This is a genomic window from Pseudomonas sp. 05L36 (assembly GCF_056398125.1).
Window position 1 is genome coordinate 158,519 of sequence record NZ_JBFTOU010000005.1, and the last position, 14,711, is coordinate 173,229.

15 protein-coding genes are annotated in these 14,711 nt (G+C 60.6%); 9 read left to right on the plus strand and 6 right to left on the minus strand.

What is annotated here, in order from left to right; all coding sequences use genetic code 11:
* Positions 1 to 126: 126 nt before the first annotated feature.
* Genes livH through AC1DKH_RS07855 form a run of 4 tightly spaced genes read left to right on the plus strand, consistent with a single transcriptional unit; the run spans position 127 to position 3,769 of the window.
* Positions 127 to 1,050, plus strand: a complete 924-nt coding sequence (gene livH, locus AC1DKH_RS07840) for a high-affinity branched-chain amino acid ABC transporter permease LivH (protein ID WP_046043982.1) — start codon at positions 127 to 129, stop codon at positions 1,048 to 1,050.
* On the plus strand, positions 1,047 to 2,303 hold the full coding sequence (locus AC1DKH_RS07845) for a high-affinity branched-chain amino acid ABC transporter permease LivM (RefSeq protein WP_310056572.1): 1,257 nt from the start codon (positions 1,047 to 1,049) through the stop codon (positions 2,301 to 2,303). The genes livH and AC1DKH_RS07845 overlap by 4 nt, the downstream gene beginning before the upstream one ends.
* Positions 2,300 to 3,067 (plus strand): high-affinity branched-chain amino acid ABC transporter ATP-binding protein LivG, encoded by a 768-nt coding sequence (gene livG / locus AC1DKH_RS07850; protein ID WP_116262161.1) that lies wholly within the window; start codon positions 2,300 to 2,302, stop codon positions 3,065 to 3,067. The genes AC1DKH_RS07845 and livG overlap by 4 nt, the downstream gene beginning before the upstream one ends.
* Positions 3,068 to 3,769: an ABC transporter ATP-binding protein gene (locus AC1DKH_RS07855; RefSeq protein ID WP_046043979.1), complete on the plus strand. Its 702-nt coding sequence runs from the start codon at positions 3,068 to 3,070 to the stop codon at positions 3,767 to 3,769. It begins immediately after the preceding gene.
* A 166-nt stretch (positions 3,770 to 3,935) separates the two neighbouring features.
* On the opposite strand, the gene AC1DKH_RS07860 is transcribed toward AC1DKH_RS07855, so the two are convergent.
* Positions 3,936 to 4,844 (minus strand): LysR family transcriptional regulator, encoded by a 909-nt coding sequence (locus AC1DKH_RS07860; RefSeq protein ID WP_046041267.1) that lies wholly within the window; start codon positions 4,842 to 4,844, stop codon positions 3,936 to 3,938.
* 106 nt (positions 4,845 to 4,950) lie between these two features.
* Here AC1DKH_RS07860 and AC1DKH_RS07865 point away from each other — a divergent pair, with 106 nt between their 5' ends.
* The 3 genes from AC1DKH_RS07865 (at position 4,951) to AC1DKH_RS07875 (ending at position 8,047) form a co-directional block, all read left to right on the plus strand.
* Positions 4,951 to 5,547 (plus strand): short chain dehydrogenase, encoded by a 597-nt coding sequence (locus AC1DKH_RS07865; RefSeq protein ID WP_477752960.1) that lies wholly within the window; start codon positions 4,951 to 4,953, stop codon positions 5,545 to 5,547.
* A gap of 110 nt (positions 5,548 to 5,657) precedes the next feature.
* Complete coding sequence (locus AC1DKH_RS07870; RefSeq protein ID WP_477797890.1) at positions 5,658 to 6,326, plus strand: COG3650 family protein; 669 nt, start codon at positions 5,658 to 5,660, stop codon at positions 6,324 to 6,326.
* 107 nt (positions 6,327 to 6,433) lie between these two features.
* On the plus strand, positions 6,434 to 8,047 hold the full coding sequence (locus tag AC1DKH_RS07875) for an NAD(P)/FAD-dependent oxidoreductase (protein ID WP_477797891.1): 1,614 nt from the start codon (positions 6,434 to 6,436) through the stop codon (positions 8,045 to 8,047).
* Positions 8,048 to 8,142: 95 nt separating this feature from the next.
* On the opposite strand, the gene AC1DKH_RS07880 is transcribed toward AC1DKH_RS07875, so the two are convergent.
* On the minus strand, positions 8,143 to 9,240 hold the full coding sequence (locus tag AC1DKH_RS07880) for a PLP-dependent cysteine synthase family protein (RefSeq protein WP_477797928.1): 1,098 nt from the start codon (positions 9,238 to 9,240) through the stop codon (positions 8,143 to 8,145).
* A gap of 247 nt (positions 9,241 to 9,487) precedes the next feature.
* On the opposite strand from AC1DKH_RS07880, the gene nhaA reads away from it, so the two are divergent.
* Positions 9,488 to 10,675, plus strand: a complete 1,188-nt coding sequence (gene nhaA, locus AC1DKH_RS07885; RefSeq protein WP_477797892.1) for a Na+/H+ antiporter NhaA — start codon at positions 9,488 to 9,490, stop codon at positions 10,673 to 10,675.
* A 103-nt stretch (positions 10,676 to 10,778) separates the two neighbouring features.
* Here nhaA and AC1DKH_RS07890 read toward each other — a convergent pair whose 3' ends face one another.
* A complete protein-coding gene (locus AC1DKH_RS07890) occupies positions 10,779 to 11,243 on the minus strand; it encodes an outer membrane lipoprotein (RefSeq protein WP_111281476.1) in 465 nt (154 codons plus the stop codon).
* A 165-nt stretch (positions 11,244 to 11,408) separates the two neighbouring features.
* Between AC1DKH_RS07890 and AC1DKH_RS07895 the strand changes: the two genes are divergently transcribed.
* Positions 11,409 to 11,645 carry a hypothetical protein gene (locus AC1DKH_RS07895; RefSeq protein ID WP_477797893.1) on the plus strand — a complete coding sequence of 79 codons (237 nt, stop codon included), beginning with the start codon at positions 11,409 to 11,411 and terminating at the stop codon, positions 11,643 to 11,645.
* 5 nt (positions 11,646 to 11,650) lie between these two features.
* Here AC1DKH_RS07895 and pdxH read toward each other — a convergent pair whose 3' ends face one another.
* The 3 genes from pdxH to AC1DKH_RS07910 form a co-directional block, all read right to left on the minus strand.
* Positions 11,651 to 12,298, minus strand: a complete 648-nt coding sequence (gene pdxH / locus AC1DKH_RS07900; RefSeq protein WP_477797894.1) for a pyridoxamine 5'-phosphate oxidase — start codon at positions 12,296 to 12,298, stop codon at positions 11,651 to 11,653.
* A gap of 24 nt (positions 12,299 to 12,322) precedes the next feature.
* Positions 12,323 to 13,330 carry an OmpA family protein gene (locus tag AC1DKH_RS07905; RefSeq protein ID WP_477752966.1) on the minus strand — a complete coding sequence of 336 codons (1,008 nt, stop codon included), beginning with the start codon at positions 13,328 to 13,330 and terminating at the stop codon, positions 12,323 to 12,325.
* Positions 13,331 to 13,443: 113 nt separating this feature from the next.
* The gene (locus AC1DKH_RS07910) at positions 13,444 to 14,589 is read right to left on the minus strand and encodes a serine hydrolase domain-containing protein (protein ID WP_477797895.1); all 1,146 of its coding nucleotides are present in this window, start codon (positions 14,587 to 14,589) and stop codon (positions 13,444 to 13,446) included.
* Positions 14,590 to 14,711 lie beyond the last annotated feature (122 nt).

The following is a 14,711-nucleotide window of genomic DNA, read 5'->3' on the forward strand; positions in this document are numbered from 1 at the left end:
AATCTTAAAACCGTCACCAGCGGTTCGCTGGCAAACGCTCGTGCGAAGGTGGCTACAGACCACACAGCCCGGGCCGGAACATGACTCCACCAGTGAAATGCGTATCAGGTTTTTAGGAGCGTTGTAATGCCTGAGATCTATCACTTCTTCCAACAGCTGGTTAATGGTCTGACCATTGGCAGCACCTATGCCCTGATTGCCATTGGCTACACAATGGTTTACGGCATTATTGGAATGATCAACTTCGCCCATGGCGAGGTCTACATGATCGGCTCCTACGTGGCCTTCATCGTCCTTGCCGGACTGGCCATGCTGGGTATCCATTCTCTGCCACTGTTGATGACCGCCGCATTCCTGGCGACCATCGTTGTAACCAGTGCCTACGGCTACAGCATCGAACGGATCGCCTACCGCCCCCTGCGGGGCAGTAACCGCCTGATCCCGCTGATCTCGGCCATCGGCATGTCGATCTTCCTGCAAAACTCCGTACTGCTCTCGCAGGACTCCAAGGACAAATCGATCCCCAACCTGATTCCGGGCAGCTTCAGTTTCGGTCCGGGCGGAGCACAGGAAGTGCTGATTTCCTACATGCAGATCCTGGTGTTCGTGGTGACCCTGGTGGTGATGCTCTGCCTCACCCAGTTCATCTCGCGTTCACGCTTGGGACGTGCCTGCCGGGCCTGTGCCGAAGACATCAAGATGGCCAACCTGCTGGGCATCAACACCAACAACATCATCGCCCTGACCTTCGTCATTGGTGCCGCCCTGGCGGCCGTGGCGGCTGTATTGCTCAGCATGCAGTATGGCGTGATCAACCCGAACGCCGGATTCCTGGTGGGCCTCAAGGCCTTTACCGCGGCGGTACTGGGTGGCATCGGCAGCATTCCGGGCGCCATGCTCGGTGGTCTGGTGCTGGGGGTGGCCGAAGCATTCGGCGCCGATATATTCGGTGACCAGTACAAGGACGTGGTGGCTTTCGGCCTTCTGGTTCTGGTGTTGTTATTCCGGCCAACCGGCCTGTTGGGGCGTCCGGAGATTGAGAAAGTATGACTAGGAATCTTAAACAAGCGCTGTTCAGCGCCCTGCTGGTCTGGGCCGTGGCCTATCCGGTACTCGGTCTGAAACTGTCCATCGCCGGCATCAACCTCGAAGTACTGGGTGCCAGTACCTCCACGCTGTTCATCATCACCGCCAGCTCGGTGCTGATGTTCCTGCGGGTGCTGTTCGACAAGCAGTGGAGCACCATGATGAAGTCAGCGCCGAAAGGCTCGCTGGTTTCGCCGAAGGTCAGCCACTTCATGACCCTGCCCAGCACCCAACGCTGGATCATCATGGGGTTGATCGTGGTCGCTCTGGTGTGGCCGTTCTTCGGCTCGCGCGGTGCGGTGGATATCGCCACGCTGATTCTGATCTATGTACTGCTCGGTCTGGGCCTGAACATCGTGGTCGGCCTGGCGGGGTTGCTCGACCTGGGCTACGTCGGTTTCTACGCGGTGGGCGCCTACAGCTATGCGCTGCTGTCGCACTACTACGGCCTGAGCTTCTGGATCTGCCTGCCCATCGCCGGACTGATGTCTGCGACGTTCGGCTTCCTGCTGGGCTTCCCGGTGCTGCGTCTGCGCGGTGACTATCTGGCGATCGTGACCCTGGGCTTCGGTGAGATCATCCGTCTGTTCCTGCGTAACCTGACAGACCTCACGGGCGGACCGAACGGCATCAGCAACATCCCCAAACCGTCGCTGTTCGGTCTGAGCTTCGATAGAACGGCCGCCGAAGGCATGCAGACCTTCCACGAGTACTTCGGCCTGACTTACAACCCGGTCAGCAAGGTGGTATTCCTCTACCTGGTGGCGCTGTTGCTGGCGCTGTTCGCGCTGTTCGTGATCAACCGTCTGCTGCGTATGCCGATCGGCCGTGCCTGGGAAGCCTTGCGTGAAGACGAAATCGCCTGCCGTGCCTTGGGCCTGAACCCGACCGTGATCAAGCTGTCGGCCTTCACCCTGGGCGCCTGCTTCGCCGGATTTGCCGGTAGCTTCTTCGCTGCACGTCAGGGTCTGGTGACGCCGGAGTCATTTACCTTCATCGAATCGGCCACCATCCTCGCCATCGTGGTGCTGGGCGGCATGGGCTCGCAATTGGGCGTGGTCCTCGCGGCCGTCGTAATGATTCTGTTGCCCGAGCTGATGCGTGACTTCAGCGAATACCGCATGTTGATGTTCGGTGCCTTGATGGTGCTGATGATGATCTGGCGTCCTCAAGGTCTGCTGCCCATGCAACGTCCTCACATGGAGCTGCGTAAATGAGCCGCGAGATCCTTAAAGTAGAAAATCTGAGCATGCGCTTTGGCGGTTTGCTGGCGGTCAACGGCGTAGCCCTGAGCGTGAAGGAAAAGCAGGTCGTGGCACTGATCGGCCCCAACGGCGCCGGCAAGACCACCGTGTTCAACTGCCTGACCGGCTTCTACAAGCCGAGCGGCGGCAGCATCCTGCTGGACGGTGAGGCCATCGAGGGCCTGCCCGGCCACAAGATCGCCCTCAAGGGCGTGGTGCGTACTTTCCAGAACGTGCGGCTGTTCAAGGACATGACCGCGGTCGAGAACCTCTTGATCGCCCAGCACCGTCACTTGAACACCAACTTCCTGTCCGGCCTGTTCAAGACTCCGTCATTTCGCAGAAGCGAACGCGAGGCCATGGAGTACGCCGAGTACTGGCTGGAAAAGGTTCACCTCAAGGAGTTCGCCAACCGTCCGGCCGGCACCCTGGCCTACGGTCAGCAACGTCGCCTGGAAATCGCCCGCTGCATGATGACCCGTCCGCGGATCCTCATGCTCGACGAACCGGCCGCCGGCCTGAACCCAAAGGAAACCGAAGACCTCAAGGCGCTGATCAGTGTGCTGCGTGAGGAGCACAACGTCACCGTGCTGCTGATCGAACACGACATGAAACTGGTCATGAGCATTTCCGACCACATCGTCGTGATCAACCAGGGCACCCCCCTGGCCAACGGCACGCCGGAACAGATCCGCGACAATCCTGAAGTGATCAAAGCCTACCTGGGGGAAGCGTAAATGCTGCAGTTCGAAAACGTTTCCACCTTCTACGGCAAGATCCAGGCCCTGCACAGCGTCAACGTCGAAGTCCGTCAGGGCGAGATCGTGACCCTGATCGGCGCCAACGGTGCCGGCAAGTCGACCCTGCTGATGACGCTCTGCGGTTCGCCGCAGGCCCACAGCGGCAGCATCCGCTACATGGGTGAGGAACTGGTCGGTCAGGACTCCTCGCAGATCATGCGCAAGAGCATCGCCGTGGTACCGGAAGGTCGTCGGGTGTTTTCCCGCCTGACCGTGGAAGAAAACCTCTCCATGGGTGGTTTCTTCACCGACAAGGGCGATTATCAGGAACAGATGGACAAGGTCCTCGGACTTTTCCCACGCCTGAAAGAACGCTTCGCCCAGCGTGGCGGCACCATGTCCGGTGGCGAACAGCAAATGCTCGCCATCGGCCGTGCGCTGATGAGCAAGCCCAAGCTGTTGCTGCTCGACGAGCCTTCCCTGGGCCTGGCACCGATCATCATCCAGCAGATCTTCGACATCATCGAACAGCTGCGCAAGGACGGTGTGACAGTGTTCCTGGTCGAGCAGAACGCCAACCAGGCGCTGAAAATCGCTGACCGCGCCTACGTGCTGGAGAACGGCCGGGTGGTGATGCAAGGCACCGGCGAAGCACTGCTGACCGACCCGAAAGTGCGCGAAGCGTACCTCGGCGGTTGAGCCATTGCGGTAAACAGAAAACGGCCTTCGGGCCGTTTTTTTATGCCCGCCATGAGACCCCTTGTAGGAGCGAGCTCGCGATGGACGTTAACGATGACGGTGGCTGGCTGGATGAACGTGGTGTCTATACGTTCTTCGCGAGCAAGCTCGCTCCTACAGGGGGTCATTACAACCGATCCAGCACCTCCCCACTGCGCTTGAACCACCCAATCAAATAATCCGCCAGTACCTGCGTGCGCTTGGGCAAACCGCCCTGATACGGATGCACCAGATACATCGGCATGCTGCGGGTCTGATAATCGCGCAGCAGCCATCGCAAACGCCCGTCCGCCAGCTCCGTTGGCAAACAGTAGGACGGCAGGCGCGCAATACCGGCACCAACCAGTGCGGCTTTCTTCAACAGGTTGTAGTGGTTGCTGGCGAACGGCCCCGACACCCGCACCCGCAACAATTCATGCTGCTGGTGATACAGCCATTCTTCGCGGCCGCTGTAATGGCTGTTGAGCAGGCAGCGATGTTCGGCCAGCGCCTGGGGCGTTTGCGGCTCACCGTATTGTTCCAGATAAGCCGGACTGGCACAGGTCAGTTCTTGCCACGCCAGCAACGGACGCGCCACCAGTCGCTGGTCAATCGCCACGTCAGAACGAATCGCCAGATCGAAGCCGTCGCGGGACAGTTCGCGGTAGCTGTTGTTGAGTTCCAGCTCAATCTGCACCTGAGGGTATTTGGCGGAGAACTCCAGCAACAACCCATCGAAGAAGGTTTCCCCGAGCGACACCGGCACCGTCATCCGCACCGGACCGGCCATGTCGTCCTTCAGACGCGCCAGGGCCTGACGCGCCCGCTCGACTTGCACCACCAGCGCCTGTGCCTGGGGCAACAACGCAGCACCGGCGGCGGTCAGGCTCAAGCGGCGGGTGGTACGTTGCAACAGCACCACGGAAAACTGCGCTTCTAGCTGGCTGATGCGCTTGGACAGCTGGCCTTTGCTACAACCGAGCTGCTGCGCCGCCAGGGTGAAACTTCCCGCTTCGATCAATACGGCGAACGCGGCCAGGTCATCCATCTCGCTCATGGATTGTTTCCATTTGAAAACCAAAGGTTGCCTATTAGTGCGCTTATCTACGGAAAAAACCACCCTAAACTGATACCTCGTTCAACCCATACGAGGATCAGCCCCCATGAAAATTCTTTTGATCGGCGCAAACGGCACCATCGGTTCGGCAGTCGACAAGGAACTGTCGCAACGCCACGAAATCATCCGGATTGGCCGTAACAGCGGCGATTTTCAGGTGGACATCAGCGACAGCACCTCGATTCGCAAACTGTTCGAGCAGACCGGCAAATTCGATGCACTGGTGTGTGCCGCCGGCAACGTGACCTTCGCACCGCTCAATGAGATGACCGAGGAGAGCTTTACCCTGGGCCTGAAAGATAAACTCATGGGCCAGGTCAACCTGCTGTTGATCGGCCGCGAGTTCGCCAATGACGGCGCATCGTTCACCTTCACCACTGGCGTGCTCAGTCACGATCCGATTTACAGCGGCGCGTCGGCAGCCTTGGTCAACGGAGCGTTGGACAGCTTCGTCCGCGCCGCCGCCATCGAACTGCCGCGCGGTCTGCGGGTGAATTCGATCAGTCCGAACGTGCTGGTGGAAGCCATGGGCAAATACGCGCCGTACTTCCGTGGCTTCAAGCCGGTTCCTGCAGCGGATGTTGCATTGGCCTACGCCAAGAGCGTGGAAGGGTTGCAGACCGGTCAGACCTTTCACATCTGAAGACCGAAGCACACAGGTTGTGACAGTGCCTGTACATAGTGGAGGCAATAACGGGTTGTGATGAACGGTCAGCCTGAGTAACGTGGCGACACTTGTCAGGAGACCCCAAGATGCGTGTTGCCCGTTCCCTAGTCCTCGTTGCCCTGCTTCCGCTGTTCGCCGCTTGCCAGTTGTTCGAGGGTGAACGGCAGAGCGACTCCCACGTCGGCCAGACACGCATGCAAGGCCAGCTGACCGCGGCGGACGGCAAGCTGCTGTTCCAGCCGTGCAACCAGGCAAACCGCTATGTGGTCAACGACACGGGTGGTACCAGCGTCCTGCAGCAGGCGGCAAACCTGGCGGACAAGCAGGGCAAACTGTTTGCCGACGTGCGTGGGCGGGTTGTGGCCGGCAGCGGTGGTGACGGCCAGGTCGATCTGGAGCAGTTGTACCGTGTCGAGCGCTCAGGCACCGCGTGCGACGATCCGAACTTCAACCTGCTGATCCTGCGCGCCGCCGGCCATACGCCGGAATGGAACGTCAAGGTCAGCGGCAAAGGCATGGTCATTGACCGCGCCGGCCAGCCTCCCCTCGCCGTGCCCTACGTGGAAGAGCAACTGGGCGATGGCCGTTTCAACCTCAGCACCGAAGCCAATAACCAACACATCGAACTGTGGGTTGCGCCGCAACGTTGCGTCGACAGCAGCACTGGCAGCATCCAGCACATGAGTGCCGAGCTGCGCGTTGACGGCCAGGTCCAGCGTGGATGCGGGTATTTCGGCGGCTCGCGCGACGACTGATTCGACGAGAGGCGGTTTTTGCCTCACTGGGCATTGCCTTTGGGGCTTATAATCGCGGGCTTCAAACGCCCTGGCGCAGTTGTGCGCCCCGCGAACCGGATCCTGCCATGTTACGAATCACCGAACTCAAGTTGCCGATCGACCATCCCGAAGAAGACCTGCGCCCTGCCATCGTGCAGCGCTTAGGGCTTGCCAGCGATGACCTGCTCGATTTCACCTTGTTCAAGCGCAGCTACGATGCGCGAAAAAAGTCCTCCGAGCTGTGCTTCATCTACACCATCGACCTTGAAGTTCGCGATGAGGCTTTGGTCCTGCACAAGTTTGCCGATGACCGTAACGTCAACGTGGCGCCTGATGTCAGCTACAAAGCGGTAGGCCAGGCACCGGCCGACCTGAGCGCGCGGCCGATCGTCGTCGGCTTCGGCCCGTGCGGGATTTTCGCCGGGCTGCTGCTGGCGCAAATGGGCTTCAAGCCGATCATCCTCGAACGCGGCACCGAAGTACGCCAGCGCACCAAGGACACTTGGGGCCTGTGGCGCAAAAGCGTGCTCAACCCGGAATCCAACGTGCAGTTCGGTGAAGGCGGCGCAGGGACATTCTCCGACGGCAAGCTCTACAGCCAGATCAAGGACCCGAAATTCCTCGGTCGTAAAGTCCTGCACGAATTCGTCAAGGCCGGTGCCCCGGAAGAAATCCTCTACGTCAGCAAGCCGCACATCGGTACGTTCCGTCTGACCGGCGTGGTGGAAAACATGCGGGAGCAGATTCGCGCCCTGGGCGGTGAAGTGCGCTTCCAGCAGCGTGTCACCGACGTGCTGATCGAAGACGGGCAACTGGTCGGCGTCGAACTCAATGGCGGCGAACAGATCCATTCGAAACACGTGATCCTGGCCCTTGGCCACAGCGCCCGCGACACTTTCCGCATGCTCCACGGTCGTGGCGTGTTCATGGAAGCCAAGCCGTTCTCGGTGGGTTTCCGCATCGAGCACCCGCAGTCGCTGATCGACCGTGCGCGCCTGGGCAAGTACGCCGGCCACCCGAAACTGGGCGCCGCCGACTACAAACTGGTGCACCACGCCAAGAACGGCCGTTCGGTCTACAGCTTCTGCATGTGCCCGGGCGGCACTGTGGTGGCAGCGACTTCCGAGCCGAACCGCGTGGTCACCAACGGCATGAGCCAGTACTCGCGTAACGAGCGCAATGCCAACTCCGGTATCGTCGTCGGCATCACCCCGGAAGTCGATTATCCGGGCGGCCCCCTGGCCGGTATCGAGTTGCAGGAACGCCTGGAATCCCACGCCTTTGTGCTGGGCGGCAGCAACTACGAAGCCCCGGCGCAACTGGTCGGCGATTTTATCGCGGGCAAACCGTCCACCGAACTGGGCAGCGTCGAGCCGTCCTACAAGCCGGGCGTTGCCCTGGGTGACCTGGCGTTGGCACTGCCGGCGTTCGCCATCGAAGCGATTCGCGAAGCCTTGCCGGCGTTCGAAAAGCAGATTCGTGGTTACTCGCTGCACGACGCGGTGTTGACCGGCATCGAGACCCGTACCTCCTCACCGCTGCGCATTACCCGCAACGAGTCGTTGCAGAGCCTGAACGTGAAAGGCTTGTTCCCGGCCGGTGAGGGTGCCGGTTATGCGGGCGGGATTCTGTCGGCGGGTGTTGACGGGATTCGGATTGCAGAGGCGGTGGCTCGGGACATCCTCGGCCTGGAGGCTTAAGCCTTAAAGCAAAAGATCGCAGCCTTCAGCAGCTCCTACAGGATTTACACCATTCCCTGTAGGAGCTGCCGAAGGCTGCGATCTTTTCATTTGTGTCAGATATTGGCGCGCAACACGCTAGCCGGCAGCGCCTCACCCCGCTCCACCGTCGCCGCTACCGCAGCCATCAAACCACTCAACTCATATCCCTGAGCCTTGAGCCAATCCTGATCGTAATAGGTTGTGGCGTAGCGCTCGCCGCTGTCACACAGAATCGCCACCATCGACCCCGTCTCCCCCTGCGCCTTCATGTGTTGAGCGGCCATCAGCGCGCCGATCAGGTTGGTCCCGCTCGACCCGCCCACATGGCGTCCCAAACGCTCCGCCAGGTAGTGCATGGCCGCCAGTGACAAGGCATCCGGCACCTTGACCATCGCGTCGATCACCTTGGGCAGAAACGACGCCTCCACACGCGGCCGGCCGATACCTTCGATCCGCGAGCCGTGGTCCAGTCGCAGGCTGGCATCGCCGGTCTGGTAGTAATCGAAGAACACCGAACGCTCGGCATCGGCACACAGCACGCGGGTGCAATACTGGCGATAACGCACGTATCGGCCCAGGGTGGCCGTGGTGCCCCCGGTACCGGGACTGGAAATCAGCCAGCTCGGCTCGGGATGCTGCTCGAAACGCATCTGATGAAAGATCGACTCGGCAATGTTGTTGTTCGCCCGCCAGTCGGTGGCGCGCTCGGCGTAGGTGAACTGGTCAATGAAGTGCCCGTCGTGTTCGCGGGCCAGTCGTTCAGACTCTGCGTAGATCTGGGTCGGATCGTCCACCAGGTGGCTTTGGCCGCCATAGAAGGCGATTTGCGCGATCTTTTCTTTCGAGGTAGTCGCCGGCATCACCGCAATGAACGGCAAGCCCAGCATGCGCGCGAAGTACGCTTCGGAAATCGCCGTGGAACCGCTGGAAGCCTCAATGACCGGCGCTCCTGGCTTGAGCCAGCCATTACACAGCGCGTACAGGAACAGCGAACGGGCCAGTCGGTGCTTGAGACTGCCCGTGGGGTGGCTGGATTCATCCTTGAAGTACAACTCGATGCCTGGAAATCCCGGCAGCGGCAAGGGGATCAAGTGGGTGTCGGCGCTGCGCTGGAAATCGGCTTCGATGATCCGGATCGCTTCGCGGGACCACTGTCGGTTGTCGCTCATGATGGTTTTCTCGTTGAATCGGGCAGGAGTCGGCCTTTTATCGAGGCTCATCCAACAAGCTTAGGAAAAAACCTACATCCAGCACAGGTACAGCTGAGGTCCAATACGCCCGGCAACTGCTAGGCTCTGCTCGGTACTGGCGGTTCACTCTGTAACGGCATATAACAAAAAAGAATATAACTTTTGTTTTAACAACTAACAGTACTTGTTAGGGTGTAACACCTTTTGAATTCACGGATGGAGAGCGACCTTGCCTCTGCGTAGCACTTTCACGCGTTTCTTTCAGTTGGAAGCTGCCAGCGGTCTGTTACTGATCGCCGCTGCCGTTCTGGCTCTAATCATCAACAACTCGCCGCTGTCGTGGCTGTACAACGGCCTGCTGGACACCCCCGTGGTGGCGCAGATCGGCGCGCTTAAAATCGCCAAGCCGTTGCTGCTGTGGATCAACGACGGCCTGATGGCGCTGTTTTTCCTGCTGATTGGCCTGGAAGTGAAGCGCGAAGTCCTCGACGGCCAGTTGTCCAAACCGTCGCAAATCGTCCTGCCTGGCGCGGCGGCGATTGGTGGCATGGTAGTGCCAGCGCTGATCTACTGGTACCTCAATCGCGACACGCCACCGGCCCTCAACGGCTGGGCAATCCCGACCGCTACCGACATCGCCTTCGCCCTTGGCGTGCTGGCGCTGCTGGGCAAACGCGTTCCGGTCTCGCTGAAACTGTTCCTGATGACCCTGGCGATCATCGACGACCTCGGCGCGATCATCATCATTGCGATCTTCTATTCCGGTGCGCTGTCGACCCTGTCCCTGGCGCTGGCCGCGGCCTGTATTGCCGCGCTGATCGGGATGAACCGGCTCGGCGTGGTCAAGCTCGGGCCCTACATGATCATTGGCTTGATTCTCTGGGTCTGCGTGCTCAAGAGCGGTGTCCACGCCACCCTGGCCGGTGTAACCCTGGCTTTCTGCATTCCGCTGAGCACGAAAAATGCCGAGCCCTCGCCATTGCTGACCCTGGAACACGCCCTGCACCCGTGGGTCGCCTACGGCATCCTGCCGCTGTTCGCCTTTGCCAATGCCGGACTGTCCCTGAGCGGTGTCACCGTCGAAAGCTTCACTCACCACGTCCCCATGGGCATCGCCATCGGGCTGTTGCTGGGCAAGACCGTCGGTGTCTTCGGCCTGACCTGGCTGGCCGTGAAAACCGGTATCGCCGCTCTGCCCCAAGGCGCCAATTGGGGCCAGATTCTGGGCGTGGCGATTCTCTGCGGCATCGGCTTCACCATGAGCCTGTTTGTCGGCTCGCTGGCCTTTGAGCCGGGCGTGAGTGATTTCGCCGGGATGGACCGCATGGGGATCCTGACCGGTTCGATTCTGGCCGCGCTGATCGGTTATGGGGTGACGGCGATGGCGAGCCGTAAGAACTCCAGCCTGGCATCCTGATAAACCGCGATAACGCCTGGCGCCAATCAAGACTCACCTCAGCCAAAAACAAAAAACCCGATCAGTCACCTGATCGGGTTTTTTGTTTATCCGGTGTTTGCGCTTAGTGCGAAACGCGGCTGGTGCCATTCACACTGGCGATGCGCACACGCTCGCCAACACGGAACACCTCGTTCGGCTGAACTTCCTGAACGTAGGCGCGCATGCTGCCATCGTCTTCGCGCACGGTGATTTCCACGCCCTGGGTGCGGGTCAGGCCTTCTTCAGCGGCCGAACCGAGCAGACCGCCGGCCACAGCACCGATGACGGCAGCAACGACGCTGCCTTTGCCACCACCGATGGAGCTGCCGCCAACGCCGCCGACCACTGCGCCTGCAGCGCCGCCGATCGGGGTTTTGGTGCCTTCGATTTTCACCGGACGCAATGCTTCGATGGTGCCCATGCGAACGGTCTGCACACGACGCGCCTCGTCACGGGAGTAGGAGTCACCGGTCAGGTTCGATTGGCAACCAGTGAGCAACATCGCCATCGTGGAAAAGGAAGCAACCAGCAGAACAGACTTACGCATAGCATCAACTCCAAAGAAACAGATATTCATTAAACTCCGCAGCTTGACGCCTGTCACGGCACCGCCCGGGTAAAATTGGTTTGATTCAGGCTCCGTTAAGGCGCCTCCACGAACTCACACAGTAGCGGCAAAATCGGAAAACTGCCCCACTGGCCAAGGATTTTCATGGACTACTTTATCATTTTCGTTACTACCGTCGCTGGTCTGTACTTCCACGGGTGGTTGTACGTACGGATCAAACGCTGGATGGACCGCGACCTGGCGCTAGCGCTGGCGGGCAAGGACGAGCTGAAAAAAGCCTTCATGCTCGAACAGTTGGCGAGCGCTCAGGTGCAGAAGATCAAGCGTCGAGACCTGCCGAAGTGGCTAGAGGCCGCTGCGGCAGGCTATCCCGGTAGGTAAACTGCTCAGGGGGCCAGACGTTCAAGAATCCAGCCGGTGCCCTGCTGGCGGTAATTGAGGCGGTCATGCAGGCGGCTTGGGCGGCCCTGCCAGAATTCAATGCGCTCCGGCAGCAGGCGATAACCACCCCAGTGTTCAGGGCAATGCGGCTGGGTGTCGCTGAAACGGTGCTCGGTGTCCTTGAGCAGCGTTTCGAGCTCGCCACGATCGGCGATCACACGGCTCTGCGGCGATGCCCAGGCCCCCAGGCGACTGCCCAGCGGACGGACCTGATAATAGGCGTCGGACTCCTCAGGCGTGACCTTCACCACCCGCCCTTCGATGCGCACCTGGCGCTCCAGCGCCGGCCAGAAAAACGTCATGGCCGCGAACGGATTCGCGGCCAGGTGCTGGCCCTTGGCGCTGTCGTAGTTGGTGAAAAAGGTGAAGCCTTGTTCGTCCAGGCCCTTGAGCAACAGAATGCGACAGTGCGGTCGACCGTCCTGGTCGACGGTGGCCAGGGTCATGGCGTTGGCTTCCACCGGCGCCTGCTCGGTTTTCACCGCGTCGGCGAACCACTGGTGGAACAGCGCAAACGGCTCGGCCGGGGCTTGTGCCTCGGTCAGGCCATCACGGGTGTAGTCACGACGCATATCAGCCAGGCCCTGGGTCATGGCGCATTCCTTTTGGTTAACGAATCACTGCTTTGCAGTATCGGTGGCGGCGCCTTTCTTGTCAGCCGCGGAGGCTTTGGCTGGCGTGGTCTTTTTCGCCGGCGTTGCGGTTTTCGCAGGTGATTTCTTGGCCGGTGCTTTTTTCGCTGGCGCTTTTTTCGTGGTCGGGACGGTCGCTTTTTTCGCAGCCGGGGCCGGTGTCACAGGCTTGGCGACCGGCTTGACGTCAGCGGCAGTGACCTTGGTCACAGGGGCCGGCGCCGGCATGTTGTACTTGCTCAGCAGTGCGACCATGGTGTTTTGCGGGGTCACCAGCAGCTCCACGCGACGGTTCAACGCACGCCCTTCCGCGCTGTCGTTGGCGGCGCGCGGCGCATCACCGCCCAGGCCACGCAGCATCAGGCGATCACGCTGCAAACCACTGAGACGGAAAATCGCCGCGACGGCCTGGGCACGTTCCTGGCTCAGCTTGACGTTGGCAGACGCCGCACCGGACGTATCGCTGTGGCCGAGAATCAGGACCGCGGTCTGTGGATCGGCTTCAAGGATTTTGGCAATGCGGGTAAACGGACCGAGTGTGACCGGCAGCAGCATGGCCGGACGATCAGGGTTGAACGAGCCTTCGACCGGGGTCGTCACCACCAGCACGTTTTCGCGGCGCTCGAGTTGCATGTTGCTGCCCTTGACCGCCTCGCGCAGGCGCGGTTCGTAGTCGTCAAGCCAGGCCTGGGTGACTTTTGGATCTGGCATCGGCACAGCTTTGGCGGCGCTCTGCTTGCTGCCGCCGAACGGCCACCACCACTTGCTGCCGCTATCGGTTTCGGCCTTGGCCACCGCAACGGGCTTGACTGCAGGTTTCACCTCCGGCTTGGCCACGGGCTTGCCGGTGCTGTCGTCGGAGCCGAACGGCCAGTACCAGTGGCTGCCGCTTTCAGTCTTGGCGACAGGCGCCGTCGCATCTTTCTGTGGAGTCTGTGCGCAACCGGTAATAGCAAAGCACAGGGCCAAGGCGAGGGTTTTATTGGATGACATTGGATATCCACAAAAATGAAGTCAAAAAAATCAGGCCAGATTGGCCGGTAGAAGCAGACGGTTTGAAACTGGAATGGCTATCGGGTTCCAGCCCTGACACCCGATAGTCGTTTTTACAGACAAGTGGCCAGAACCCGCACCAGCTTTTGTGCACGCGGATCCATCAAGACGTACGGCCCCAGGGTATTTGTCACAAATCCGAAAGCCACATCGTGCTCCGGGTCGGCAAAACCGATGGAACCGCCGGCACCGGGATGACCAAACGCCCGCGGACCAAGGCCGAAGGTGGCATTGGCAACGTCCGGTTGATCGAGCATGCAACCCAGGCCGAAACGGGTCTGGGTCAGTAAAGTCTTGTCCTCGCCGAGGCTGTGCTCGCGGGTCAGTTCATCGAGCATTTCGCTTTCCAGCAAGCTGCCATCGAGCAGGCCTGCATAGAAGCCGGCCAGGCTGCGGGCATTGCCATGGCCATTGGCGGCCGGCTGCTGCATGCGTCGCCACTCGGGTTTGTTGGTGCTGGTCATGATCGACGGCGGGTTGGTGAACGCCCGGGTCGTCATGGCCGTTGGCTCACGCATGGTCACTTGCAGCAGGCGCTGGGCGGCCGCATCGCCGACATTGCCCTTGCCCCGCGCAATGTGGGCCACGCGATGGAACTCTTCGTCGGCCAGGCCGACATGGAAGTCCAGGCCCAACGGCTTGGCGACCCGCGCGACGATGGACTCCCCCGGTCCACGACCGTCGGCACGGCGCAGCAATTCACCGACCAGCCAGCCATAGGTGATCGCCGCGTAACCGTGGCCTTCGCCCGGCGTCCACCATGGCGTTTCGGCGGCCAGGGCGTCGACCATGGTTTGCCAGTCGTAAAGGGCTTCGGGGGCCAGTAACTCGCGCAATGCCGGAAGGCCGGCCTGATGGCAGAGCAATTGTCGCAGGGTGACGGACTCTTTGCCGGCGGCGGCGAACTCAGGCCAGTAGCGCGCGACCGGGGCATCCAGTTGCAGCTTGCCTTCGGCCACCAGTTGCAGCGCGGTGACAGCGGTAAAAGTCTTGGTGCAGGAGAACAGGTTGGCGATGGTGTCGCTGTGCCAGGCCTCGGCCCCGTCCTTGTCGGCAGTGCCGGCCCACAGATCGAGGACGGTTTCGCCACCAACCTGAACGCACAACGCTGCGCCACGCTCCTGGGGATCGTCGAACAGCGCAGCGAACGCCTCTCGCACCGCTTCGAACTTAAGCTCGTAATGACCCTGAATCTGCACCCGCAACTCCCCGGAAAACGTTCTGTAAAGTGGGCCGCATTGTTCCAGCCCTTGAGGGTTTTTGGAACAGGGGCGGGCTAGGCGGTCAATTCAAGATCAAGATGAAAATCAAAAGATCGCAG